Raw genomic sequence first — 26,521 nt, 5'->3', positions numbered from 1 at the left:
CTATTTTAGCGAATAGACGTTCGTAATGAAAGAGTAAAAACTCCTTGAAAAAATATATAACCGTTTCGGTGAAAAAAATAAGCAGACCTATAAATATAGACCTGCTATTGATTCTTACTTCACTTTTATGTCAAATACTTTTGCTGTCCCTCTTTCGACTTCTGAAGGTGCTTCCATTAATAATGTTTCGAACGCATCACCGTTTGTAACAATTATCGGTGTAATCGTGCTTGCTGCTTTTTCTTTAATAAGGGTTAAATCACATGTAATTAATGGATCCCCAACTTTTACTCGATCTCCTTCTTTGGCATGAGCCTCAAAGCCTTCACCGTTCATATTAACCGTTTCAAGACCGATATGAATTAAAATTTCCGCACCTGTTTGCGAACGTATTCCAACGGCATGCTTCGTATGGAATAATTGAATGATTTCACCTTCTACTGGTGAGACAACAACCCCTTCTTTCGGTTCAATCGCGACTCCATCTCCCATCATTTTTTGTGAAAAGACTGGGTCTGGAACATCTTCTAAATGAATTAATTTCCCTGAAAGTGGTGCATATACGGCTTCTTCCTTTGCCGCTTCCTTTTTTTCTCCTTTTTTGAATCCAAATAGTTTTTTAAACATATTCGATTCCCTCCCATGTTTTTATCACTTATTTTTTCTTTTCCACAACCGTTTTATTTTTATATCAAAAAGAAAAGGCATGATGAAATAACCCAAATTAATGGGTGATATTTCACTCATGCCTGATCGAATCAGTAACACGTACGGTTTATGATGATATCTTCATTAAAACATATTTTTCATCATTTAGCAATACTAACGTCTTAAAATCTTCATGCATATAGTAAATATGAAAAATCCTTATGGAACAAGTTATAAAAGTCATCGAATGAAAAAGGAGGAATTTTCTTGGTTGAGAAAAAGGGAAGTTCAAATGAAGAACAATATCCTGATATCCCCTCAAATTTAAAGTATTTACAAGAATCGATTGACCACTTTTTCAATTCCACTTCGATAAAAAATTTATTTGAGCATTTTGAAAAAATAGTTTCATCATCACTTCCTTTTCCCCACGTATCAATCGATTCTTACGAAACGGAAAATGAATTTATTATAAAAGGACATTTACCTGGGATCAAAAAAGATCAGATTTTGATTGATTTATACGAGCGATATTTAACCGTTTCAATTCAACATGTGGAGGATGTAAAGGAGTTTGATGAAAAGAAAAAAATGACACATTACGCCAAAACAATGGGAAATGTTTCGAAAACCTTTTTACTCCCATATCCTGTAAGTGAGGAAGATTTAAATGCTTCATTTCGTAACGAACAATTAATTATTACCATCCCTTTAAAAAGAAAACGTATCTTCATTGAAGAATAAAGAATACTTTTTTGAACATTGTTATTTATAATGTGTAAAATGAAAAAATAGAATTAAGCTCTCAATTGAAACAACTGCATAATTTTTTCGCCATCTAGTGATTCTTTGATTCGCTTCATGTGCTCGTTAATAGAGTAATTCAAATGCTCTTTATTCATCATTGATGTTAAGTTTGTACGGCGACAAATGACCTTATCACAGACCCTCACTAGAAAATCAACATCATTCTTTAACAGAACCGCATAAACGGAAATGGAAAACAGCTGATCGTAAAGATCAGCTGTTTTTACATAATCAAGATACGCGTTTCCTGTTATCTAGAATGAACTTTATTTAGATTTAAAAAATTATCTGTTATATGAGAAAACCACCTTTAAGGCAGTTCTATACGCAATAAAGGGAGACAAGTATGCTTATATAAAACGTATAGAAAAACGAATAGAACATTTGTTCTTATCGTTTCTTATATAAATTTTAAATATCTTTATATGATGGTGTATTTTTCTATAGAGGACTTATCTAAAATTTACACTTTTATAATTTACTTAATTTAATTAACGTGCTAAAACATTAATCTTTATACCATAATTGTAGCTGAATGTTCGTCTTTTACATTCTTATCAACAATTTTTATTTCTAAATCTAAAGCACGCGCAAGCTTAAGAAGAGTTGATAATTCTGGTACATCTTTTCCGTTTTCAATCCTAGATATTGTTTTTTGGGCCACTCCTGTCATTCTTGAAAGATCACGTTGAGACAACTTTTTCCGATCACGTGCAGCCATTAATTTACCTACGATATCCAATAGAAAGTACTCTTCCGGATCATGTTGTATTAACTCTTTACGGAGATCGTCAAAAGATTTCATTTAAACTTTCCCTCCTTCTTGGCAAATTTGCATTCAACATAAGAATTATATTTATTAGAATCTCTAGAGGTCCCGCATTACTCTTACGACCGATTTATCGGTCGCAGACGTCATTGTGTACGATTGATATATTCTTCTTTTCGTTGTTCTGCACGCTTAATTTCAACACGTGGAGTTTTGTTTTGCTTTTTTGGGAATACGTTAGTGAAAACAATTGTGTCGCCTTCAAAATAGAAGAATAACACCCTATGGTCATTAATTCTAAGTTGCCAAATGCCATCTGTCCCCGTTAATTTCTTAATATCTTTATGTGAGACGACACCAGCATGAATAAGTTGACCGTTTTCTTCTAAGTAGTTCATCATAATAATTGTTTTCCTGTAAGTTTCCTTATCGTGCTTTTGTACTTCAAGAATCCAATCGTAAACAGGTTGACGTCCGCGACCATCGGTAAAGAATTCTAACTTCATTTGTCGCGGTTCCCCCTCTACATATTATTCATTTCCTATTCAAAGTGATAACATTCATGTTATCGATTAAAATCATGATAACACGAATGTTATCACTCGTCAAACATTAATGAAGGAGCTGATACTTTTATATCCCATTGATTTTTATAGAGAGAAATTCTCTAAAAAATGGGCAGTATCATATAAAAGTTTTTCTAATTGGAAACCACAAAACTCATCTTTTTTGTGCAAATTTGTGATGAAGGTTGTATAAACGGATAAACCTTTCAATTTAGCTTTATCACCTGGTTTGCCATAATCATATGCAGAAGCACTATTTCGATAGGACTATTCTCTATGACTATGAGTCGCCCTTCAGCTTTTTAACTCTCTATAAGCCAAATTTAATACCGCAGGCTCAACTCTCTGAGTGTGCACACTCCCTTATCCTGCATTAAAAAATCTGCATCCTTCGCAAACAGATTTTTGGTGCTCACGGAAAAGACTCTGTATCTAATATATGTTTTAAACCATCCTGGTCAACGATATTCATTAATTTCTAAACAAAATGAACTTCTGATTATGCTTGTACAGTGCAACCGTATAACGTTTCCAATAAGATTCAATTTCTACCGCCTTACCTAGATGTGCTTTTGTCTCGTTTACAAACACTTTAGGTACATGAGAAGATGTATATCTCCAATCTAATTCTTTCACGTCAACGTGAGCGTGATGATCTTGCTTCAAGCATTTATCGAAAGTTGCATAAATATCAATTGGGAGGAGAAAAACAATTCATTTACACATTATCACAATCTGAAACGAGTTATTTAGAACATATGTTATCGTACGAAATTGAACATGCGATGAAATCTAGTGATTATAAACGTGTTTATCAATTAAATGAATTATATGAATTGTTGTAAAGCTCAATGAGTAAAATCAAAAATACTCTTCCTAATCGGAAGAGCCATTTTTTTTCGTTGCTTCCATTGTTTGTTTATACATTTGATAAGAAGTGATCGCTGCTCCACCCGCTATTATGCCATTGGCTATTCCATTTACAGAAAAGCCGATCGTGACAACACTCGCTAAAATTCCTGCAAAAATGATAATCCACACAATCATCCAATTTTGAATAAATGGTGTCCGTTTTAATGCATACCCAAGAATCATTAATGCTGGAACTACGATGACGAGTTGAGGATGGACCACAACTTGATTAAAAAGCTCATTAAACACCCTTTCTCCTCCATTCCCAGTTATGCTTTAAACATTTGTGTCATACCTTTAAATAGAGAGCCCATTTGATTCATCGTATTCATCACTTGTCCAGCTGTATCAAACATTTTATTCAAGTCTAGATTTCCATCTTTATTTTTAAATGAATTCATCAAATATTGAATGCCCGATGGCTGTGGTTTCATATAAGGAAACGGTTTTGGATATGGACTTGGATAAGGATGGTGAATCGGTGGAAAAGGCTGTGATGAATAAGGATTTAAAAATGGACTTTGATGATAAGATTGCATCGGGCTAAAATGCGGATACTGTCTTATGAAGTGATGTATGTTTGGATACAACATGATCAATCCCTCCAAATGAATCTCGACTATTTATAAAATATGCACGCGAATAAAATCGGTGATATGTCAAATTTTGTCGGAAGCTTCAATTTTTAAGACAAGTTGAGATATTAAAAGAACATGTTAACATTATATTAAAAGGATAAAGGGGGATGTTTTATGAATTTCTTATCATTAAAGGAGAAATTTAAAACGGAAAAACAATATGAGGCGACATCTGTGCATGAATTGCTAAACTATGTAAAAAAATTATACCTATCAAATGAAGTAACGATTTCGGAATATCGCCAATTGGTGAAATTACTTGAAACAGAAGGTGCCCGAAACCCAGAAGAAGCGGTATAAATGAGCAGAGAGAACCCTCTCTGCTCTTTTTTTAGGCTCTTTTCGCAATGAATGTTGTTTTAATATAGCTTTTCGACTGTCAGGCAAGCGATACGCTTGCTATATCACGCGTGTAGCGTGACGTGAACCGAACAAAAGTCGATGGTCGAACAAATGTATTTTGTCCGATCACGTGCTTTGTTCTGTTCATGGACAGTCGAAAAGCAATAAAGTTTACGAAAACAGCCTTTTTTTATCATAAATTTGCTGTGAAATGCAAAAAATAGAAAGGATCATTTTGTCCAAAAGTTTTTTCATAAACAAGGAGGAGTACAATAGGTCGAGGAAAAAGCTTTCAACACAAAAAGAAAGGACACAAATCCAAAGTGCCAAATCATGGTATCCCTGTACAAGGCAAACATACAAAAGATGTTGAATTTTCAATTGATACCTCTAGCAGCAATGGAAAAAAAACTATATCCATTCAAATCGATGATGACTCTCAATAGAAATCATATCGGAAGGCCCGTTTCACAATCAAATGCGGGCTTTTTTAAGTTCTTCATTTCTCTATTTTCCCAAATATTCATTTTGTTTTTCAAGCGCTTGAAGTACACTTTTTAATACATATTCGGCAGACTCTTTTATATCTTTAAACCTTTTTACACTCGTTTCACTATAAAAGGATTGAATGGCCAATTGTTCAATGTGATGAGCGGTGTTTTTTATTTGCATTGGGAAAATATATTTTGGATTTTTTTCCTCTATCCACTTCAAAACGTTCTTTTCCCACACAATGATATCGTGATGTAATTTATCACAAAACGGCTTTATTTCATGGTAAAAGTCATATACCTTGTTCAATTTTTTTGTTTCCGCAAATCTTTTGTCACTTTCACATACTATTTTTAGCAATTGAGAAGTCATTGCTAAAAGCTGCTTGTACTTCAATTCTTGTCACCTCGACATGTATCATACCACAGGAACATGCAGATGAAAAATCATAAAAAGGAATGGATTTTTTAGTAGCTTGGATGAAAAGATACTTTTTTGGAAGATGTCATATCCTTTTTAGCTGGCGGTTTTAATGGAACTTCTTTTACACAGACCTTCATTTCGCTCATTGTTTCCTCATATTTCTCAATGCGGTCTATGATCACTTCATATTGCTGCTCCATTTTTGCACTTCCCTTTTGATATATTAAGTGTTCTAATTCTTCAAGCTTTTTTTCAAGCTCCTCAAGCTTTTTGATCGCCTCTTTTTTCGTAATCAACGAATTCATTATACATAACCTCCTTTTTGTTTAGTATTCTTGTACCTTTTGGCAATTCCTTCACACATGACAAAACTAGTCTTATTTCGGCAAAGAAAGCCTTTTTTTGAAAGATAACCTTTCACTTTGTACGTAAACTGGGCCATGATGTCCATTTCACTTCATTTCTGCCAACGTGCCATAAATTTATCAAGCAATGGTTCGAATGGAAAAATATCATTTATCAAATCATATAGTTAGGAGGTGAACATGTTATGAAAAAAAGCCAATCACAAAAAGTAAATAAACATAAAGAAGAGAAAATGAGAGGATATGGAAACAAAAAGCTAGAAGGGTCAAATCGCCCATCAACCTAAATCAATTCGTAAAACAACAAGCTTGTCGAAGACGTTGACAAGCTTCTTATTATTGTTTTAAATACTCTTGAAGCATACACCATAGACGCAGTTGTTTTTGCTTTTTTAAATACCATTCCGTCACTTCGATTTTTTTCGGAATTTGAAAAGAACGAAAAAATTTTTTCAACGGCTGACCATGAAACCATTCTACTTTTGGATCGTCCATATCATGCGTCACGATCGGATATGTCGACCGCAAAAAAGGAGTTTCTCTCTCCAAGCATGTATGTAAAAATTTTTCATAATCAAATCTCGAGCCTGTATGCGGAACAAATGTTGAAAACAATCGAAATTTTTCATAATAAAGGGGATGAAATAAAAGTGCGGCTAAACATCTCCCAAAATGGATCCTTTTCGTTACATTTCTAAAATGATAAATAGAACAACCGTATAATTTACCATCTAATGTTGGAAAAATAACGGTGCTAAAATGAAAAAAATCTTGGAACATATATAAAAAACTATGGAAAACGTTTTTTACAAAATCTTTCTGCTCAATGACTGGCTTTTGAATGATATGCTGCTCATTTATAATGAGAGCGCATAAAAGCCTATCGTCATTTTTTTCTGCCAAATACCGTTCCCATTCTTGAATCATAAAGGATGAGACATTGAAATAATGTAATAAAGGAAAAAACGATTGATTATATTTCTTTGAATATTCATACATCAATAATTGGGGATAGGCATCAGAAAAAATGAGCCAATTAGCCTTTTCATAAGTTAAAAAAAGCCATTGCCTCATTTCGGCTGATATGGCTTTTTGATACCAAGGACCAGCTAAGTCAGTCATACACCACCCTGCATTTCTTGACACCATACTTGCTAAAAAAGCCCATTTAATTTCTTTATGTCTTTCATAAAAATTCGCATAACTTTCTGTACGCGAAATATTATCGATATTCCCTTTTTTCGTCCTTTTTTCAATTTGTTCGATGATTTTGTTTTTCATCAATGAAAAAACCTCCCAACCTATAAACATGTCATACTTCTACGAAATTTCTGTTATGATATAATTGGTTCTTCTGTAAAGGAGGGAATATGGTTGAATTTTAAATATCCAAACGGAAAAGTTTATAAACCAAAAGTTGAGCATACTTGGAATAGACCAAAGCAAGTACAATATAGTAATCGTGGTATGACCCTAGAAGAAGACCTTAATGAAACGAATCAATATTATCGAGACAAAGGTATTGCTGTCATTCATAAAAAACCGACTCCAGTACAAATCGTATCTGTCGACTACCCAAAGCGAAGTGCTGCTGTCATAAAGGAAGCTTATTTTAAACAAGCGTCAACTACAGATTATAATGGAGTATATAATGGTAAATATATTGATTTTGAAGCAAAAGAAACGCGGAGCACTACTTCTTTTCCATTGCAAAATATTCATGAACATCAAGTCAAACATATGGAAGCCGTCTTAAAACAAAATGGCATTTGCTTTCTAATTATACGTTTTGCAAATGCTAATGAAATATACTTTCTGGAAGCTGAAAAATTGCTGCACTTTTGGGCTAGAAAACAAAATGGCGGAAGAAAATCAATTTCAAAAGCGGAAATCGAAACATATGGATATAAAATTCCTCTTGGCTACCAGCCGAGAATTGATTATATTAAGGTAATAGAACATCTATATTTTTAAGTTCGATTCCTTTTCATATTAATGAAAGGTTGGAATGACATGAGTGAGCAATATAAATCAAGGGAAGAACGAAGAAGATTACAGCAAAAAAAACAGAAAAAGAAACAAAAAAAGAAAAGTAGTTTTTTGAAAAAGATTTTGATTGCCTTTTTGTTCATTGGCATTGTTGGCATGATTGCAGGTGCTGCTACTTTAGCCTACTATATTGCAGGTGCACCTCCACTCAACGAAAACCAATTAAAAGGCCAACTTTCATCAAAAGTTTATGATATGTACGGTAATCAAATATATGAAATCGGAACGGAAAAAACAACGTATGTTAAAATAGACGATATTCCAGACCAAGTCAAAAACGCCTTTATAGCAACAGAAGACGTACGCTTTTACGAGCATAACGGAATAGATCTCATCCGTTTTGGTGGTGCAGTGATTGCAAACATTCAAGAAGGATTTGGAGCTGAAGGAGCAAGCACCATTACTCAGCAGCTTGTAAAACTTTCTTTTTTATCACCTGAAAAAACAATTCAACGTAAAGTTCAAGAAGCATGGCTTGCTTTGCAAGTCGAACAAAAGTATTCCAAAGACCAGATTTTGGAAATGTATTTAAATCGTGTTTACTATCCAGGCAACTATTACGGGGTTGCTCGCGCTGCGGAAGCCTTTTATGGCAAAACATTAGACGAATTATCATTAGACGAAGTGGCCATGCTAGCCGGAATGGTGAAAAATCCGCATGGTTATAACCCAAGAGAAAATCCAGAAGCAGCCGAAAAACGCCGCAATGTTGTGTTAATGCTTATGGAAAAGCATGGATTTATATCAAAAGAAGAAGCTGATCAAGCGAAGCAAAAATCGGTTACTGCATCATTAGTAAATCCGACAGAAAAATCTAATCAATATTATGCCTTTATTGAACAAGTCATTGAAGAAATACGCGAACATCTTGATATTGACCCTAGTGCTGCAGGGTTAAAAATATACTCAACGTTAGATCCTGATGCACAAAGCTATATCGAAAATTTATTAAATGGTGATCAACTAAATTTCCGAAATGAGCATCTTCAAGCAGGAGTCGCGCTATTAGATACAGAAACAGGAGAAATTCGTGCTATTGGCGGCGGCCGAAATCAGCCAATTGGAGGATTTAACTATGCCGTTGATACTAAGCGTCAACCAGGTTCGACGATAAAACCTATATTAGACTATGGTCCAGCCATTGAATATTTAAAATGGTCAACATATCATCAAATCGAAGATGCTCCATATACCTATTCTAATGGAACACCTATTAATAACTACGACAACCGATACAAAGGTTGGATGTCCATTCGTCAAGCATTGGCGGACTCAAGAAACATTCCAGCATTAAAAGCATTGCAAGAAGTTGGCCTTGATCGCGCAAAGGAGTTTGCCGAAGGATTAGGTATAAAACTTGATGAAATTAGTGAAGCCTATGCGATCGGCGGATTTAAAGAAGGTGTTTCTCCGCTTCAAATGGCTGGTGCATTCAGTGCTTTTGGAAATAATGGAATATATATTAAACCACACGCTGTTAAAAAAGTAGAATTAGCAGATGGTACCGTTATTGAATTATCCCCAGAGCCGGTAGAAGCCATGAGTGACTATACAGCGTTTATGATTACAGATATGATGAAATCAGTCGTTCAATATGGCACTGGTACGCGGGCAAATGTAGCTGGACTTCATATAGCTGGTAAAACAGGTACAACTAACTTTACTCCTGAGGAAAAACAAAAATATAACGTGCCGAAAGGTGGAGCAAAAGATAGCTGGTTTGTCGGTTATACCCCAAAATATACGGCTGCTGTATGGACCGGTTTTGAGAAAAATGATGAAAAAATGCACCTAGATCGAATCGACCAACGTTTAGCTAAAGACATTTTCCGAGAAGTCATTAAACACGTCTCAAAAGGAGATCGTTCAGATTTTAAACAACCGAACAGTGTTGTAAAGCTTGCCATCGAAAAAGGAACAAATCCAGCAAAGCTCGCTAGTGAATTTACACCGAAAGATATGATTACGTATGAATATTTCGTAAAAGGAAAAGAACCGACGAAAGTATCAAATAAATATCAACAAGTAGATAAACCTTCCGATCTGCAGGTTAGTTATGATGAGAGAGCCCAAGCTGTTACAGTAAAATGGCTATATGGTGAGGAATTCCTAGATGATGTCTCTTTTGAAGTTCGATTAGCAATAAACGATAATAACTACAAAGTAGCAACAACAACGAAAGAAATGGTTTATACCGTTTCAAATGTAGAGCCAGGAAATGTTTATAAATTCCAAATCATAGCCATTAGGGAAGGAAATCGAAGTGATCCTGCTGCTGCTTTGATTGAAATCCCGATTATGGAAGAACATATTGATGAAGAAATTGAGAAGGAATTAAAGGAGCTATTACCTCCAGAAAACAATGATCAAACACAAAATGAAAGCCAAAATAGTAATACAAAGGAAAAAGAGAAAAAACAGGATGAATCAGGAAATAATAATAGCGAAAACAATAAAAATAAACCAGATAGTCCTATAGAAAACGAATCCAATACCTCCAATATAGAAACGCAGCAACAAGCACCGCAACAAAGTGAATAATGTTTCATAAAAATAGCGATCACCAATCATTGGTCATCGCTATTTTTTTTAGCTTGTCAAGTGCTTTTCGTTTATGGAACAGTTTTTCCGTTTCATGAAATAACTGTTGCAATTGAATAAAGGAGTGGTATTGTTCAGGCTTTTTCATGATAAATTTTAGTCTTTCTTCTACATTTACCGGTTTATAATTGAATTGTGAAAGCGGTTGAAAACTTAATGTTTGCACGGGTTGGTTGTTTAACCAATGAATAAATAACATATAGAAAGAAAGGCTTTGCAACATCTTATGTCGATCAGCTTTCCCTTTACGGTTTTGAAACGACTCTTGAATACTTTGATCAAGTTTTTTCCAATATTTTAATAAATAAGGAATGGACGTTTTCCAATTGTTCCACGGCTTCATAGGAAGCTTGATTTCGTTTCGATCGCAAAGATCATAAATAAATGGTGATTGTGCTAAATTTTCTTCCAAATCATCATGTATTGTAACAGTAATTTCTGATAATCCTTCAAAAAAAAGAGAATTACGGAAATCATTTGGAAGCTTCACGCTGATCTTTTTTCCCATTTGCCACCTTTCCTTTCATTCGTTTCTTTCCTTCTCGGCATAAATGAAGGAGTGGACAATGCTCACATTTTGGTGACTGTGATTTACAATGATATCGACCGAAGAAAATTAAGCGATGATGAGTAATTCCCCATTCCTCTTTCGGAATTTTTTGCATTAACGTTTTTTCAACTTCTAATACAGAATCTTTATATCGACATATTCCAAGACGTTTACTGACACGTTCAACATGAGTATCAACCGCAATAGCAGGTTTACCGAAAGCGACCGATATAACGACATTGGCAGTTTTTCTTCCTACACCTGGGAGTTTCATTAATTGCTCTCGTTCATCTGGAACCTTTCCATTAAATTCATCGATTAACATTTGGCATAATTTCTGAATATTTTTTGCTTTATTACGGTATAAACCAATGGAACGTATATCTTGCTGCAATTCTTCAAGGGAAACAGCTAAATAGTCTTCAGGCTTTTTATATTTTTCAAATAAACGCTTCGTCACTTTATTGACTAATGCATCGGTGCATTGGGCGGATAAAACGACAGCAATTAATAACTCAAATGGATTGCGATGAACGAGCTCACAATGAGCATTTGGAAACATTTCAGCGATCGTATCTAAACATTCGCGAATTTGCTTTTTCGTTAACATTACCCTCACCTCTTCCCAAAAAGCTCTTTTCTAGAAGATTGTTGCTTTCTTTTATAGCTTTTCAACTGTCAGGCAAGCGATACACTTGCGATGACGTGAACCGAACAAATGTCGATAGTCGCACAAATGTCAAGGGCTTTGTTCGCTATGACCATCTCTTTAAACAAACGAAATGGAGAGTTATGACTCTCCATCTAGCCAATTATAAAAAGGAACAATTCGCTTGTATTCTTTATTCGTTTTTTCAACATTTGTTCTTTTTTGGGAGCTGCGAAAACGCTTAGCATGTTTGCGCGCTTGATCAATTGTTTGAATCCCGTTTTTCTTCCATTCAAATAAAATACGATCAATATAGCGGAAATTCAACTTTCCTGATAACACTGCTTCACGTAATGCTGCCATAATAATATCTGGATCATGATGGTCTTGATCAAGCCAAATCGATAATGTTTCACATTCAAATGGAGATAATGGACGACCAAACTCTTGCTCAAATATTGTGTACAAATTTTTCTCGTCCACTTTTGAGTCCTCTTGTTTTTTTGATGTTTGCAGCAATTGATATAGCTTTTCCCATAATGGCGCTAATGAGTACTTTTCATACATAATAGAATTTTGTTCAAATTCCTCAATGTAAAGAAAACCTCGTTGAATCAAATGACGCAACAAATTAGCACATGTAGAGGAAGAAATAGACATATGTTCCGAGAGCTCCATTGGTGTCGGGAAATAATTTCCATTTTGCATATAAGAATGAACTAATAAAATAAGGGTAAACTCTTGTTCTGTTAAGCCTAATTTATGATAATTTCGTAAGAGCACAATCGGAATGGATAATACACCTTGCTCTTGATAGGCTACAAACTCCTCTTTTTTCATCCAAGACACCTCAAAGTAAGTATATCATGTCCATTGATAAAATGTTATAACTTAAAAATCAAACGAAACCAAGACTGCCCATAAAAGCTTTCATTCAGTGGACCAATACCTTTCATTTTGGCTTTGTTACAAATTAAAACCCCCAATATTTGGAGGTTTTTAGTTTAATTATGGATATAAACGATTTAACAAACGTGGGAATGGAATCGTTTCACGAACATGTTCAACACCGCTAATCCATGCCACAGTACGTTCCAAGCCAAGGCCAAAACCTGAATGAGGAACTGATCCGTATTGGCGCAGTTCTAAATACCATTTATACGCATCGAAATCTAAATTGTGCTCCTCTAATCTCTTTTTCAACAGTTCGTAATCATGAATACGCTGTGAGCCACCAATAATTTCCCCGTATCCTTCAGGAGCAATTAAATCTGCACATAAAACAACGTCTTCGCGATTTGGATCTGGCTGCATATAAAATGGTTTTAGTGAAGTCGGATAATGGGTAATAAACACAGGTTTATCGAACGATTCCGCGATAGCTGTTTCATGCGGCGCCCCAAAATCATCTCCCCACTTTATATCATCAAAGCCTTTTTCATGTAATAATTGAATCGCTTCATCATAAGTGATGCGTGGAAATGGCGCTTTCACTTTTTCTAATATCGTTGTGTCACGTTCAAGCGTTTTTAATGGTAATGGGCAATTTTTTAATACTGACTGTACAATATGGGTGACGTATTCCTCTTGAATTTTCAAATTATCTTCAAATTCATAAAAAGCCATTTCTGGTTCAATCATCCAAAATTCAATAAGGTGACGTCGTGTTTTCGATTTTTCAGCACGGAAAGTCGGACCGAATGAAAATACTTTTCCTAATGCCATTGCCGCCGCTTCCATATAAAGCTGTCCGCTTTGAGATAAATAGGCATCCTCGTCAAAATATTTAGTATGAAATAATTCCGTTGTGCCTTCTGGAGCACTTCCCGTTAAAATAGGTGCATCTATTTTTACAAAGCCTCGTTCATTAAAGAACTCATACGTTGAGCGAATGAGTTCATTTCGGATTTTCATAATCGCATGCTGTCTTTTGGAACGAAGCCATAAATGACGATTGTCCATTAAAAATTCGGTGCCGTGCTCCTTCGGTGTAATAGGATAGCCTACAGATTCATGAATAATTTCAATATTCGTAACACCAAGTTCGTAACCAAATGGTGAACGTTTATCTTCACGAACGACACCTGTTACGTATAAGGATGTTTCTTGTGTAATGGTTTTGGCTTTCTGAAAAACTTCCTCGTCTACTTCTGATTTGACGACGACTCCTTGAATAAAGCCTGTTCCATCCCGCAATTGCAAGAAGGCTATTTTGCCGCTTGAGCGTTTATTCGCTAGCCAAGCGCCGATCGTTATTTCTTGATCCACAAATTTATATACTTCTGAAATTGTTGTTTTCACTTATTTATTCCCTCCAAAATCGAAACTACATCACTATGTATACAACACTTTTCTATTATACAATTGTCCAAGTTTTGATTCAAATCGTTTAGAAAATGAAAGGGCTAACTTAAAGCAAAGGCTTCAGTTAACCCTTTTTCAAACAATTTATTTCGTATGATTTTCAACAAAACGGCGAATTCTTTTTATTGCTTCTTCCAAAAGCTCAAGAGATGTTGCGTAGGAAAGACGTACGTTATTAGGTGCACCAAATCCAGAACCAGGTACAATAGCTACTTTTTCCTCTTCCAGTAAAGCTTTCACAAAATCATCTACCTCTTTATATCCTGTCATTTCTGCCGCTTCTTTTACATTTGGAAATAAATAGAAAGCACCTTGTGGTTTTACACAATAAAAGCCAGGAATTTGAATAAGTTTTTCGTAAATAATATTTAAGCGTTCTTCAAAAGCTTTTCTCATTTCTTCTACCGGTTCTTCTGGACCATTGTATGCAGCAATTGCAGCATACTGAGCAATTGAAGTTGGATTGGATGTACTATGACTAGCTAAATTCGTCATCGCTTTAATAATGGTTTCATTTCCTGCTGCATATCCAATTCTCCAACCTGTCATCGAATGAGATTTGGACACTCCATTGATGATGATCGTACTTTCCTTTAATTCTTTAGAAAGTTGAGCAATTGAAACATGCTTATGTCCATCATAAATGAGCTTTTCATAAATTTCATCCGAAACAATGAGAATATCGTGTTCTAAGCATACATGACCAAGTGCTAGTAATTCTTCTTCTGAATAAAGCACTCCTGTAGGATTACTAGGCGAGTTAATAATCACGGCTTTTGTTTTAGCTGTTATCGCCTTTTTTAGTTGCTCAGGAGTGATTTTAAAATGATTGGCTTCATCGCCTTCGACGAACACAGGCTTTCCACCAGCAAGCTTAACTTGTTCTGGATAGCTCACCCAATATGGGGTTGGAATAATGACTTCATCGCCCTCATCTAAAATTACTTGAAACAATGTGTAAAGTGCATGCTTGGCTCCTGTACAAACAATAATTTCAGATGGTTTATACTCTATTTGTTGATCCCGCTTGAATTTTTCAATGATCGCTTCTTTAAGACTTACCAATCCTCCAGAAGGAGTGTATTTCGTATATCCTTCATTCATCGCTTTTACAGCTTCATCTATAATATGCCGAGGTGTATTAAAATCTGGTTCACCTGCCCCAAGACCGATGACATCAAAGCCCTGTGCTTTTAATTCTTTCGCTTTTGCTGTAATCGCTAAAGTAGTAGAAGGTGTGAGTGTAGATACTCGCTTTGCTAAGTTCATGAATTAGTCCCCCTTATTGTTGGATACTGTATGATTTGTAAACTTGTGGATCAGTGAAACTTACAATGAAATATGTATAACGGTTTTTTTGGTCAATATAGCGGACCTCCCAAACCGGTATATCCCATTTCGGAGTTTTGGAATCATCATAGCCTAAAGAAATTGAAATGATTTCTTGTGGTTTTTTTTCCTCATCAAATGAAAATACTAATTTTAACACGTCATCTTTCGAAAGGCCATCTTTTTCTTTAATGGTTAATATATCTTCAGGTCGATCTTTCGGAATAAAAGCATATACATGTTCACTTTTGTCATTGGACCCTGCTACAATATAATAAGCGTGATCACTGTAATATGTCGATATATTCTTTATATTTTTGATACCATTTTCTTTTGCAACTTCCTCCGCCCACGTGTGTCCCATCATTTTATCATCCATAGCCGAGCGGTAAATCCATCCAATTGTGATCAGACAGACGATTAAAATGGTACTTATGATAAGTGTAACAATCGTTTTTCTACTCATCGATCATCACCGAATTATGTTCGATAGATCGTAAAAATAGCTTTGCTTTTATCATTTTCATCTAGAGCTAAACCAAACATTAAATCTTGACGTTTTAATGTACGGTTTAATAAATCGACAATTTTATACAAATCATCCGAATGTTCAACCTTTACTGTAGATAAAACTTCAATTTTACTTTCCATAGTCGATTCCTCCTACGAAAAACAATATTTGTGACTAATAATTCGGATTGTAATCGGTGAAAATAACGATACAACAATCTTTACATGTTGTATCAGTACCCATTATATCAGCTTTATGAGCTTTGATTAAATAAAATTTCTCCTAGTCCACACCTTTTTTAAACCTGTGCTGTTTTAGCACAGGTTTTTTACGTACTCTCTTTTCTAAATGCTTGTTGTATAGCTTTTCAACTGTTATAGGCAAACTTGTACGATAGCTTTAGTCTTTAATCATCAAGATCATGCGTCTTATTCAATCAAAAATGGTAAGTTTAAAATGAGCTTTCAAACGAAAGTGGAATGACTTCATATAAAGTTTCATCCATTTTAATCGCAATCGTCCCGAATTGTTTTGTCGGGTAAATATCAATCCACGTTTGGTACAATCTTTCAATGACATCCTGGCTTGGCCATTCATTTTTTTTACGAAAAATAATCGCAACTTGCGGGTCTACATGATCTACAAATGGCTTTGAAGTACCATTTTTATCTCCAAAATGAGCAACTTTCAAAATATTAACATCAGAAAGAGGTTTTTGTAATAAAAATGTTTCTAATTGCTGATCTGCTGATGTCATATACAAAATGTTATGTTTGTGAAATTTCATTAATAAATCAAGTCCTAAATGTTTATTTGAATGAAAATCATCATGAACAACTTGAATGGTCAAACTAGGCAGAAGCTCTATTGTTTCATTCGTCTTCCACGTTTCCCATTTCGCAACCTTTAACTTATTGTTCAATTGGCTTTTCGCAAGCAAATGTTGGCCTGTTGCAAATTTTTGAATACGATAATGTTTTATTAAGTTTTTTGTATTCGCGATATATTGTTCGTCATCTTTCGTAATAATGAGCGTATTGATTTCATGAACATTAAACATATCTAATATTTTTTTTAATTGTTTGAACGTATTCGGTCCACCAGTATTGATCAGGACATTTTTCCTATTTCCATGTTGGATTAATGTCGCTTCACCACTTGTTAAATCGATAAATGTTATGCCGATTTCATTTTCACGAAGCTTTAAATCGACTTTTTCAATATCCGTTTCTACGTTCGTCGGAGGCTTTTCATAGCCATAAACCGTTAATAAACATATGATGAGGAAAAATAACCATTTTTTCAAAAAACATTCCCTCCATGCACAATACACCTTCTAATCTAAAGCAATTTGAAGTAAATCATAGAACGGCTTTTCGATCATCGCTTCCACTTCTAGTGAACTTAGAAAGTACTTGCGATATGTAGAAGATGTCAATCGTTTATCCAAAACGAACATTGTGACATTTTCATTAAAAGAAAGCGTTTGTTGTATTCCTTGTTTGAGACGTATGACCGCTTCAGGCAAGGAATATTCATAAAACGGATTTTTTCCAATTCGAGTTAACTGATCGCAATTCGCTGAAACAATGGGATCATTTGGAGAAGAAAAAGGAAGGCGGACAACAATCATCGTCTTAATTTCTTTCATTGGAATATCAATCGAATTCCAAAAACTTGTTGTGCTTAAAAATATGCCTTTTTCAAATGGTTCAAACGCTTTGATCACTTTTTGTGGACTACTTCCATTGATTCCTTGTCCAAATATAAACATCCCTTCCTGCTCCATTAAATCCTTTATTTTTTCATACGTATTTTTTAACATCTCGAATGAAGAAAATAAAACGACTGTTTTCCCATTTATACGTTTCACAATATGCGTAATACTTGTTGCGACATGTGACGTATAAACATCTTCATCTACCTCTTGAATAAATGGAAAATCTATTGGAATCAACAATTTCATCCTTTTTTTGTCCCTTGCGCTTCCTAAAAGTTGAATGGTCATCGGATAAAAATCTTGTAAACCGAGCCGTTTCATATAATAATCAAAGGATCCTGCTACCGTTAAAGCATTAGAAATCAAAATAACACTTTTCTTTTTGGAAAAAAATTCATCAGCTAAATAACTAGAAACGGAAATGGGTTGAGAAAAGATTTTTACTGCATTTTTTGCTCCTTTTGCTTCGATTTCAATCCATGTGACGATTTCGTGTTGTGAAATGAAAAAGAAATAATGAAAATCATTTTGCAGCTCGTGGAAATATTCCATATATGAAAAATAATCATTGAAAGCGGCAGTTAGATCATCACTCAATATTTGCTTCTCTTTTATTTTTTCGAATACATCATGCTGTTTATACATGGATTGTAAGAAGTCATTGATTAGAAACTGATATTTTTGGACTAATTCAATAATTGCCGTCCACCGTTTTCCTTTCTCTTTCACAGCTTGTAATCGATACCGATAAATATTCATATCTTCGTTTTTCTTTTTTCTTTTCACATAATCATGGATAAGGGTAAACAGTTCATTTAATTGCTCCATCATCTCTCTTAGCATTGCTTCTTCATTTTGTAATGAATGTTTTTCGAAATGATTAAGAACAATTGGTTTTAGTTTGCTAATGAACTCATTTAATCGCTGTAAACGATATATTAATGAAGAATATTCCAATTTTCTTCCAGTATTTTGGATGCAAGCGCGTTCAAATAAGTGGGCTTCATCAATAACCAAATAATGACTTTCATTGAATTGTTTTCGTCCTTTACATGTATCGGCCATTAACATCGCATGATTCGTTAACACGATATGTGAACGTTTCGCTCGATTTAAAGCATGATCATAATAAGAAAATGACCTCCACGGATGTCGTTGGTGTTTTGCATCTGCATGAATTCTATCCCAAAAACGTATGCCCCCAGAACTTAAGTTTAGTTCATCGACATCACCCGTTTCCGTTTCTAATAACCACACTAATATTTGCGCCTTTGTTATTACAACATCATAATTTTTATCATCTTCTTTCAAGGCTCTTTCAAATTTATTTAAGCATAAGTAGTTGCGGCTTCCTTTTAGTGTAGAAACAGCAACTCGTCTTTTCATTCCTCTTTCCATGAAAGGTACGATTTCATTTTTTATTTGTTCCATTAAATAAAGGGAAGATGTCGCAACCGTTATTTGTTTATTTTGTGTAAGAGCAAAAAAAATAGCAGGGAGCAAATACGAAACCGTTTTTTCGATTCCTTTATTTATCTCAATTAATGCATGCTGATTCGTTTCATAAGCTTCCAACACTTTATTAGCCAGCATTTGATAATGGAAAGAAAGAGGATTCATTGCATCATGAACGTTATTATAAAATGTATGATAAAAGGTTTCAAAGCTTCCCTCCTCTAATGGCAGGGTATGAGACGGTATTTCCCATTCCATTTTTTTAAAAGCAATTTGACGGTGAATGATGATGTCCTCATATTCTATTCGTGAAATTTTAAGCATTTTCTCATTGATGAACGCATCAAGGATTTCCTCAACATCACTGATGAAATGGGGTGTTAAGCGATTTAAAGCTTTTAATGTTTCATGCGGCATGAACTTCAACTTATTGAATATGCGCTGCAATAATAAGGCTGTAACAAAAGCATCATGATCAGCACGATGTGGGTTCAGATGTTCAATTTGTAAAAATTCAGCAAGATCTTTTAGCTTAAAGCCTTTGGCTCGAGGGAACACAATTCTAGCGAGTTCAACTGTATCAATGATTGGATTGACAAGCTCTGGATAATGGAGGCGTTTAAACTCCTCCTGTAAAAAATGAAAATCAAAAAATACGTTATGAGCGACAAAATACCCATCGTTTAATAACAAATAAATATGATCGGCTAACTCTTCAAAAGTTGGGGCATTTTGCACGAGTTCATTTGAAATTCCTGTTAATTGTTCGATAAATGGAGGTATTTCTTTTTGAGGATTTACAAAACTTGAAAATTGCTCAACGATCTTTGTACCTTGAATGACGATGATTGCTAGTTGAATGATGCGATCCCCATTTTTCGGTCTGTTGCCAGTTGTTTCGACATCTACTACAACAAATTTGTTATTCATCATGAACACCTCAAAAAATGACTGTATGATATAAATAGAATATCCCCCTATCATAATAGGGGGAACTTGATTCATTTTAAGGACTTATCGGTCAGTCCCTATTCTATTGCCAAGCTCTCTTAAACGGAATCATGCACAGCTTCTTTTGTTCTTTATTTTCCTACAAACTGTTCTTTTAGTTTCAAGACTTTTCTTTATCCAATTTTCATCGGCTGTTCTTGCTCGATGAGTTCAACAATTTCATTTTTCTCGTTCATAATGGCAATTTTCGGTTTATGCTCATGAATTTTCTCTTCTGAAACGAGTTTATAAGATATAATAATGACGATATCTCCTTCTTGGACAAGCCGAGCTGCTGCACCATTTAAACAAATAACCCCACTGCCTCTTTCACCAGAAATAACATATGTTTCAAATCGGGCTCCATTATGATTGTTTACAATTTGCACTTTTTCATTTGGCAATATACCAACTGCATCTAAAATATTTTGATCAATGGTAATACTGCCGACATAATTTAAATTCGCTTCCGTTACTCTGGCGCGATGAATTTTGGCACTCATCATCGTACGAAACATATTGTGCTCCCTCCCAGTCTAAACCGAGTCACCACTTCTTATGTTATATAACCATCGTAATATTATCAATAAGACGAGCATTTTGAAAGCGGACAGCTAAAGCAATGATAAATGTCCCTTTTAATGTATGAATTGGTAGTAATTCAGGGTAAGAATATATTTCAATATAGTCAATTTTACCACGAACATGCTCCTTTAAATACGCTTCCATTTTTTTAATAATGGTCTCTGGATTCCGCTCTCCGCATTCGATCAGTTCTTTTGCCAAAATTAATGATTGGTATAAATGTCGTGCTTCCTTCCGCTCTTCTGGCAATAATCTAACATTTCGGGAACTTTTTGCTAACCCATCTTCTTCTCGAACCGTTTCTACTGGTACTAATTCAATCGGAAAATGAAAATCTTTAATTAATCCATCGACAACTGCTACTTGCTGAGCATCTTTCATACCGAAATAGGCACGATTAGGTTCAATCAAATGAAATAATTTCGTTAAAACGGTTGCTACACCATCGAAATGCCCTTCCCGTTTACGTCCGCATAATACGTTGACACGTTTTTTGACATGAACGGAAACGGACAGCTCATGTGGGTACATTTCCTTGACAGATGGTGCAAATATTAGATTGACTCCTTTTTCCGCAGCCAACTTTTCATCACGTTTTAAATCTCTAGGATAGGTTTCAAAATCTTCATTTGGTCCAAATTGTAATGGATTAACAAAAATACTTAAAACGACTTGGTCGTTTTCTAGTTTTGCTCTTTCAATGAGTGTTAAATGCCCTTCATGTAAAAAGCCCATTGTAGGGACAAAACCAATCGTTAGGCCCTCTTTTTTCATCCTTTCTACTTCTTTTCTTAATTCATGGATTGTCTGGACAACTTTCATTTCATCATTCCTCCGTACAGTGAAGAAAGAACCTCATCTTTTATGGAAAAGGTATGTTCTTTTGCTGGAAACTTCCGGCTTCTCACATCATTTACATAACCTTTTAACGCTTCACCTATATTCACATTGACGTTCGCATACTGCTTAACAAACTTTGGAGTCCGTTCAACACCGTAGCCAATCACATCATGGAACACGAGCACTTGTCCATCTGTATCATTTCCAGCACCGATTCCAATTGTTGGAATGTTAAGCGATTCCGTAATGATCTTGGCCAATTGATGTGGAACACATTCTAACACGACAGCAATGGCGCCAGCCTCTTCTACGAGTTTCGCATCCTTCACAAGCTTTTTGGCGCTTTCCGAATCTTTTCCTTGAACTTTATATCCGCCAAGAACCCCTACGGCCTGTGGTGTTAACCCAAGATGAGCAACAACTGGTATCCCCGCTTCTGTTAAAGAGCGAATGACGTTAATAATATTGCCGGCACCTTCCACTTTCACAGCATCGGCTCCGCTTTCTTGCATGATTTTTCCTGCATTTTTTAATGCATCTTCAACTGAAATATGATAAGACATAAATGGCATATCTGTCACGATAAACGTATGTTTTGCGCCTCTCTTCACGGCTTTTGTATGGTGAATCATGTCTTCTACTGTTACAGGTATAGTCGAATCATAACCTAAAACGACCATGCCGAGTGAATCACCGACTAAAATTAAATCGACATTGGCTTTTTCTACAAGTTTTGCTGAAGGATAATCATACGCAGTCATCATGACAATCGGTTCTTTTTCTTTTTTCATTCTCATGAAATCGGTTCTTGTTAACATCCTTATCCCCCTCTTGTTTGTTTAGAGGGAATGATCGAAACCGATATCCTCAATAAAAAATCCTTCTTCGCTGAGAAGAAGGATTTGGATAAACATCTCCTATCGGTTTTTCATCCCTCTGTCCCAGTCCTCATGGATCAAGGCAGAATCCATATATAAGTAAATAGCAATTCAGAAGGTGTAGTTCCCAATGGATACCACCCCAATGTCAGTATAACAAAAAATAGCCGAAAAAACAGTAATGATCTACTATTTACTTATTTCAATATCAGCAGAATAAATATGTTTAACTTCTCCTTCTTCCGTTTGAACAAGTAATACTCCTTCGTCATTAATCCCAATAGCCTTACCTCTAATCGTACCTGAAAGAGTTCGAGCCGTAATCATTTGTTTTAAACTAATCGCATAGCTTTCCCATAGTAATTTAATCGGCTTAAACCCATCTTTTAAAAATTGATCATATAATCTCTCAAATGATAGTAAAATCTTTTGAATGATTTCGGCTCTAGTGAAATATTTCCCCTTCTCAATATATAAAGAGGTGGCAATTTCCTTAATATGGTCAGGAAAATGATCTTGATTCTGATTTACATTAATCCCCATGCCAATAATAACAGCATGAACTCGATCAGCTTCCGCCTGCAGTTCTGTCAAAATCCCAACTACTTTTTTGCCATTTATTAAAATATCATTCGGCCATTTTATGACAGGAGATAACCCTGATATCTCTTCAATGGCTTGAACGATCGCAACAGCCGTAAGCAGCGTAAGCTGTGGGGTATGTTGAATAGGAATATTCGGTCGTAAAATTAGGCTCATCCATATTCCCGTTTCCTTTGGGGAATACCATGTACGCGCCATTCGCCCTCTACCGCCCGTTTGCTCATCTGCCACAACGATGGTTCCTTCTTTCACACCTTTATTGGCTAATTCTTGGGCAATGGTTTGCGTTGAATCTACTTGATCATAGTAGTAAATGTCATGACCTAACCTGTTTGTTTCAAGTCCGAGACGAATTTCGTTATCAGAGATTTTATCAGGCATTTTCACGATCCGATAGCCTTTTTTTCTAATCGCCTCTAACTCATACCCTTCTTTTCTTAATTCCTCAATATGTTTCCAAACAGCCGTTCTAGAACAGCCTAATAACTCACTAATTTTCTGGCCGGAAACATATCCTCCCTTGGCATCACGAAAAGCTTCTAACAATTTTCGTCGAATTTCCGATTGCAAGATAAAAGCCACTCCTTTATTGCTTCCTTTTCATTCGGCAATTCACCTTTAATAATCCTCTCTTCTATTTTTGCAAGCGAGCTTGAAATCCATGGACCTGGTTTTTTTTGAAACCATTCAACAAGATCATTTCCATTTATACAAAGCTCATTTCGCTGTTTCATTGGAAGCTCTCGATACATTTGTTCAAGATGATGGATGGACTGTACATGAAACTCTCTTTGCAGAGCTTGACGAACACGTTCCATTTTAACAGCATCATTGAGACCAATTTGATATAAATCTAAGCTTGTCCAACCGTTTCCCAACAATTTCGGCAGCCTATTTATAGCCATTCGAACATGTTTCACGATTTTTCCAGGAAGTTTCCAGGCTCGCAAAAACGATTCCACGCTCTCAATTCGTAATACAAATGTGATCATCGTCCAATATTCTTCTGAAGTTTGCAAATGGCTGTATGAATAATTTAAAAGCTTTTGTAAATTTTCCTCTTGGTCACAAAATCCAGGCAAATGCTGATAAATATTTGTTTCCATGAGAAGTTCAATCCCTCTTTTGACAGAGGGACCTTTTAACAGTTTTTCAAATTCAACCGTCTTTCGTTCAACCGAAATGTTTTCTAATAATGTATGAAGATATTGAATCGCTTTTTTCGTTTCTGGATGTAGCTGGAAAGATAATTGGCTGACAAAGCGCACAGCACGAAGCATACGGAGCGCATCTTCAGAAAAGCGCTTTTCAGCTTCTCCTACTGTACGAATTATTTTCCGTTTAATATCTGCTCTGCCATGAAAAAAATCAAAAATATTTCCAAATTGATCCATCGCGATCGCATTCATCGTAAAGTCTCTTCGTTTTAAATCTTCTTTTAAAGATGTCACAAATTGAACTTTTGTTGGTCTTCGAAAATCTTTATAGTCACAGTCTTGACGAAATGTAGTCACTTCATATGACTGATGATGATATCTAACAATAATCGTACCGTGCTTAGCGCCAACATCTATTGTTTTTTCAAATATCTTTTTTATTTCGTCTGGTGTTGCCGATGTTGCAATATCAATATCACCAATTTCTCTCCCCATCAAATAATCGCGAACAGAACCGCCAACAAAATAAGCTTCAAAGCCATTATTATTTAATGTTTCAATAATCGGTTTAGCTTCTAAAAAAGGCTGATCCATACTTCACACCTTCGCTCATTAATTGTTCATATATTTTTTCATATTCTGTTACTATTTTTCCAGAGTTAAACTTTTGACGAACAGCTTCTTCAGCCTTTTCAGACATTCTTTTATGTAAAGAGTCATTATTTAATAATAATATCGCTTTTTCTGCCATATCTTGAACGTCGCCTAACTCACAAATATATCCAGTTTGCTCATGTTCAATGACTTCTGGAATACCTCCAATATTTGTTCCAATACACGGAACTCTACATGCCATCGCCTCAAGCAAAACAAGTCCAAAACTCTCTTTTTCGGATGTTAACAGCTTTAAATCACTAATCGAATACAGCTCTACTACATTTTCTTGTTTCCCGAGAAATAACACTTTATTTTCAATATCGAGCTCTTTTACTAGCTTTGAAACGACTGTCATTTCTGGTCCATCACCGACAAGCAACAGTTTGGACGCTACGTGCTTTTGTATGTACGCAAAAGCTTTTATAACATCAGGGACACGTTTTACTTTGCGAAAGTTTGAAACGTGAATGATGACTTTTTCATGCTCTAATATTCCGTAATCTTTTTTTAAATGCTCCACATTTTTTCTTTGATAGACTCGTTCATCAATAAAATTATAAACAGTTAAAATTTCCTTGTTCGGCTCTAGTAAGTCATACGTTTGTTTTACTAATGCTTTCGAAACTGCCGTTACACGATCAGATGTTTCAATGCCAAATTTTATCGCATTGGAAAGGGACGGATCATAGCCTAATACGGTTATATCTGTGCCGTGTAAGGTTGTGACAATTTTTATATTTCCATCAACCATTTGCTTTGCTAATGAAGCACAAACAGCATGAGGAATCGCATAATGTACATGTAAAATATCAAGGTTTTCACGCTCAATGACTTCCGCCATTTTGCTAGCAAGTGCAATGTCATAAGGAGGATATTTAAAAACGGAATATTGATTCACTTCTACTTCATGATAAAAAATATTACAATACACTTTATTTAAACGAAATGGCATACTAGATGAAATAAAATGGATTTCGTGCCCTCTTTCCGCTAATAATTTGCCTAATTCAGTCGCAACGATCCCTGATCCTCCGACTGATGGATAACAAGTAATACCTATCTTTAACTTTCTCATTTCGCATCACCAATTTCGTCACGATCTAAAATGATCGGATATTTCATCATGGACTTTCCTACAAATGATGTGCCACGTTTTTTCAAATAGTTTTATTCTGAACGAAAGAATATGGACAATGTATTTCAAACAAAAAGATTATATCTTTTGAACAATATCTCTCCACTTCAAATCTCCACGCTCTAATCCTCGAATGATAATCTCTGCCGTCCCCATGTTCGTCGCAAGCGGAATGCTATACACATCACAAAGGCGAACTAATGCTGAAACATCAGGCTCATGTGGTTGAGCCGTTAATGGATCACGGAAAAACAACACGATGTCCATATCATTTTGTGCAATTAATGCACCAATTTGTTGATCTCCACCAAGTGGTCCTGATTGAAAGCGGTGAATGTTTAATCCAGTTGCCTCCATTATTTTTAATCCCGTCGTACCTGTTGCGTAAAGATCATGTTTTTCCAGTACATGTTTGTAGGCAATTGTAAATTGAACCATATCATTTTTCTTTTTATCATGAGCAATAAGTGCAATTTTCATCGTCTT

At 35.3% G+C, this 26,521-nt stretch carries 29 protein-coding genes; 5 read left to right on the top strand and 24 right to left on the bottom strand.

Translation table 11 applies throughout. The features are described from left to right. Positions 1-114: 114 nt before the first annotated feature. Entirely contained in the window at positions 115-627 is a 513-nt protein-coding gene (locus J2S06_RS03295; protein WP_419151274.1) for a PTS sugar transporter subunit IIA, read from the bottom strand. Between the two features lie 288 nt (positions 628-915). Here J2S06_RS03295 and J2S06_RS03290 point away from each other — a divergent pair, with 288 nt between their 5' ends. Next, positions 916-1,392 (top strand): Hsp20/alpha crystallin family protein, encoded by a 477-nt coding sequence (locus tag J2S06_RS03290; RefSeq protein WP_044896158.1) that lies wholly within the window; start codon positions 916-918, stop codon positions 1,390-1,392. 577 nt (positions 1,393-1,969) lie between these two features. On the opposite strand, the gene J2S06_RS03285 is transcribed toward J2S06_RS03290, so the two are convergent. Together J2S06_RS03285 and J2S06_RS03280 are read right to left on the bottom strand one after the other, a co-directional pair. Next, complete coding sequence (locus J2S06_RS03285) at positions 1,970-2,260, bottom strand: helix-turn-helix domain-containing protein (protein WP_419151273.1); 291 nt, start codon at positions 2,258-2,260, stop codon at positions 1,970-1,972. Between the two features lie 110 nt (positions 2,261-2,370). Continuing rightward, positions 2,371-2,730 (bottom strand): type II toxin-antitoxin system RelE/ParE family toxin, encoded by a 360-nt coding sequence (locus J2S06_RS03280; protein WP_419151272.1) that lies wholly within the window; start codon positions 2,728-2,730, stop codon positions 2,371-2,373. Between the two features lie 668 nt (positions 2,731-3,398). Between J2S06_RS03280 and J2S06_RS03275 the strand changes: the two genes are divergently transcribed. Further along, positions 3,399-3,635: a sporulation protein gene (locus tag J2S06_RS03275; RefSeq protein ID WP_419151271.1), complete on the top strand. Its 237-nt coding sequence runs from the start codon at positions 3,399-3,401 to the stop codon at positions 3,633-3,635. 31 nt (positions 3,636-3,666) lie between these two features. On the opposite strand, the gene J2S06_RS03270 is transcribed toward J2S06_RS03275, so the two are convergent. Continuing rightward, on the bottom strand, positions 3,667-3,951 hold the full coding sequence (locus J2S06_RS03270) for a phage holin family protein (RefSeq protein ID WP_235356993.1): 285 nt from the start codon (positions 3,949-3,951) through the stop codon (positions 3,667-3,669). Positions 3,952-3,971: 20 nt separating this feature from the next. After that, positions 3,972-4,295: a YppG family protein gene (locus tag J2S06_RS03265; RefSeq protein WP_044749112.1), complete on the bottom strand. Its 324-nt coding sequence runs from the start codon at positions 4,293-4,295 to the stop codon at positions 3,972-3,974. Between the two features lie 159 nt (positions 4,296-4,454). Here J2S06_RS03265 and yppF point away from each other — a divergent pair, with 159 nt between their 5' ends. After that, positions 4,455-4,640 (top strand): YppF family protein, encoded by a 186-nt coding sequence (gene yppF, locus J2S06_RS03260; protein WP_044749111.1) that lies wholly within the window; start codon positions 4,455-4,457, stop codon positions 4,638-4,640. A 549-nt stretch (positions 4,641-5,189) separates the two neighbouring features. On the opposite strand, the gene J2S06_RS03255 is transcribed toward yppF, so the two are convergent. The 3 genes from J2S06_RS03255 to J2S06_RS03245 all read right to left on the bottom strand — a co-directional run bounded on the left by J2S06_RS03255 (position 5,190) and on the right by J2S06_RS03245 (position 7,243). Beyond that, the gene (locus J2S06_RS03255) at positions 5,190-5,570 is read right to left on the bottom strand and encodes a DUF1798 family protein (RefSeq protein WP_419151270.1); all 381 of its coding nucleotides are present in this window, start codon (positions 5,568-5,570) and stop codon (positions 5,190-5,192) included. A 71-nt stretch (positions 5,571-5,641) separates the two neighbouring features. Beyond that, entirely contained in the window at positions 5,642-5,902 is a 261-nt protein-coding gene (locus J2S06_RS03250) for a hypothetical protein (protein ID WP_044749110.1), read from the bottom strand. A gap of 396 nt (positions 5,903-6,298) precedes the next feature. Beyond that, entirely contained in the window at positions 6,299-7,243 is a 945-nt protein-coding gene (locus tag J2S06_RS03245; protein ID WP_419151450.1) for a DUF2515 family protein, read from the bottom strand. Between the two features lie 93 nt (positions 7,244-7,336). On the opposite strand from J2S06_RS03245, the gene recU reads away from it, so the two are divergent. Continuing rightward, a complete protein-coding gene (gene recU / locus J2S06_RS03240; RefSeq protein WP_044749109.1) occupies positions 7,337-7,936 on the top strand; it encodes a Holliday junction resolvase RecU in 600 nt (199 codons plus the stop codon). A 39-nt stretch (positions 7,937-7,975) separates the two neighbouring features. Further along, positions 7,976-10,552 (top strand): PBP1A family penicillin-binding protein, encoded by a 2,577-nt coding sequence (locus J2S06_RS03235; RefSeq protein ID WP_419151269.1) that lies wholly within the window; start codon positions 7,976-7,978, stop codon positions 10,550-10,552. Between the two features lie 19 nt (positions 10,553-10,571). On the opposite strand, the gene J2S06_RS03230 is transcribed toward J2S06_RS03235, so the two are convergent. The 16 genes from J2S06_RS03230 to mgsA all read right to left on the bottom strand — a co-directional run bounded on the left by J2S06_RS03230 (position 10,572) and on the right by mgsA (position 26,515). Next, positions 10,572-11,120: a YpoC family protein gene (locus J2S06_RS03230; protein ID WP_419151268.1), complete on the bottom strand. Its 549-nt coding sequence runs from the start codon at positions 11,118-11,120 to the stop codon at positions 10,572-10,574. Continuing rightward, positions 11,086-11,772, bottom strand: coding sequence for an endonuclease III (gene nth, locus J2S06_RS03225; RefSeq protein ID WP_044749107.1), 687 nt, complete (start codon positions 11,770-11,772; stop codon positions 11,086-11,088). The genes J2S06_RS03230 and nth overlap by 35 nt, the downstream gene beginning before the upstream one ends. 180 nt (positions 11,773-11,952) lie before the next feature. Beyond that, positions 11,953-12,651, bottom strand: a complete 699-nt coding sequence (locus J2S06_RS03220; RefSeq protein WP_044749106.1) for a DnaD domain-containing protein — start codon at positions 12,649-12,651, stop codon at positions 11,953-11,955. Between the two features lie 168 nt (positions 12,652-12,819). Then, positions 12,820-14,112 (bottom strand): asparagine--tRNA ligase, encoded by a 1,293-nt coding sequence (gene asnS / locus J2S06_RS03215; protein ID WP_044749105.1) that lies wholly within the window; start codon positions 14,110-14,112, stop codon positions 12,820-12,822. 147 nt (positions 14,113-14,259) lie between these two features. Then, positions 14,260-15,444 carry a pyridoxal phosphate-dependent aminotransferase gene (locus tag J2S06_RS03210; protein WP_419151267.1) on the bottom strand — a complete coding sequence of 395 codons (1,185 nt, stop codon included), beginning with the start codon at positions 15,442-15,444 and terminating at the stop codon, positions 14,260-14,262. A gap of 13 nt (positions 15,445-15,457) precedes the next feature. After that, the gene (locus J2S06_RS03205) at positions 15,458-15,970 is read right to left on the bottom strand and encodes a cell wall elongation regulator TseB-like domain-containing protein (protein WP_419151266.1); all 513 of its coding nucleotides are present in this window, start codon (positions 15,968-15,970) and stop codon (positions 15,458-15,460) included. A 14-nt stretch (positions 15,971-15,984) separates the two neighbouring features. Beyond that, complete coding sequence (locus J2S06_RS03200; RefSeq protein WP_083979038.1) at positions 15,985-16,155, bottom strand: YpmA family protein; 171 nt, start codon at positions 16,153-16,155, stop codon at positions 15,985-15,987. Between the two features lie 311 nt (positions 16,156-16,466). Further along, positions 16,467-17,321 carry a ComEC/Rec2 family competence protein gene (locus tag J2S06_RS03195; RefSeq protein ID WP_419151265.1) on the bottom strand — a complete coding sequence of 285 codons (855 nt, stop codon included), beginning with the start codon at positions 17,319-17,321 and terminating at the stop codon, positions 16,467-16,469. A gap of 30 nt (positions 17,322-17,351) precedes the next feature. Then, on the bottom strand, positions 17,352-20,120 hold the full coding sequence (dinG, locus tag J2S06_RS03190) for an ATP-dependent DNA helicase DinG (RefSeq protein WP_419151264.1): 2,769 nt from the start codon (positions 20,118-20,120) through the stop codon (positions 17,352-17,354). A 194-nt stretch (positions 20,121-20,314) separates the two neighbouring features. After that, the gene (gene panD, locus J2S06_RS03185) at positions 20,315-20,698 is read right to left on the bottom strand and encodes an aspartate 1-decarboxylase (RefSeq protein ID WP_044749100.1); all 384 of its coding nucleotides are present in this window, start codon (positions 20,696-20,698) and stop codon (positions 20,315-20,317) included. A gap of 43 nt (positions 20,699-20,741) precedes the next feature. Further along, positions 20,742-21,587, bottom strand: coding sequence for a pantoate--beta-alanine ligase (gene panC, locus J2S06_RS03180; RefSeq protein ID WP_419151263.1), 846 nt, complete (start codon positions 21,585-21,587; stop codon positions 20,742-20,744). Continuing rightward, positions 21,584-22,423, bottom strand: coding sequence for a 3-methyl-2-oxobutanoate hydroxymethyltransferase (panB, locus tag J2S06_RS03175; protein ID WP_419151262.1), 840 nt, complete (start codon positions 22,421-22,423; stop codon positions 21,584-21,586). Before panB ends, panC begins: the two co-directional genes overlap by 4 nt. A gap of 249 nt (positions 22,424-22,672) precedes the next feature. Next, positions 22,673-23,656, bottom strand: a complete 984-nt coding sequence (locus tag J2S06_RS03170; protein WP_419151261.1) for a biotin--[acetyl-CoA-carboxylase] ligase — start codon at positions 23,654-23,656, stop codon at positions 22,673-22,675. Further along, positions 23,626-24,837 (bottom strand): CCA tRNA nucleotidyltransferase, encoded by a 1,212-nt coding sequence (locus J2S06_RS03165; protein WP_419151260.1) that lies wholly within the window; start codon positions 24,835-24,837, stop codon positions 23,626-23,628. Before J2S06_RS03165 ends, J2S06_RS03170 begins: the two co-directional genes overlap by 31 nt. After that, the gene (gene bshA / locus J2S06_RS03160; protein WP_419151259.1) at positions 24,812-25,975 is read right to left on the bottom strand and encodes an N-acetyl-alpha-D-glucosaminyl L-malate synthase BshA; all 1,164 of its coding nucleotides are present in this window, start codon (positions 25,973-25,975) and stop codon (positions 24,812-24,814) included. The genes J2S06_RS03165 and bshA overlap by 26 nt, the downstream gene beginning before the upstream one ends. A 138-nt stretch (positions 25,976-26,113) precedes the next feature. Beyond that, on the bottom strand, positions 26,114-26,515 hold the full coding sequence (gene mgsA, locus J2S06_RS03155; protein ID WP_419151258.1) for a methylglyoxal synthase: 402 nt from the start codon (positions 26,513-26,515) through the stop codon (positions 26,114-26,116). Between the last annotated feature and the right edge of the window lie 6 nt (positions 26,516-26,521).

This window comes from Bacillus alveayuensis, from assembly GCA_030812955.1.
In the GTDB taxonomy this organism is placed as follows: domain Bacteria; phylum Bacillota; class Bacilli; order Bacillales; family Aeribacillaceae; genus Bacillus_CB; species Bacillus_CB alveayuensis.
Note: the sequence above shows the minus strand (reverse complement) of the source record. Positions and strands in the feature narration are given on the sequence as shown.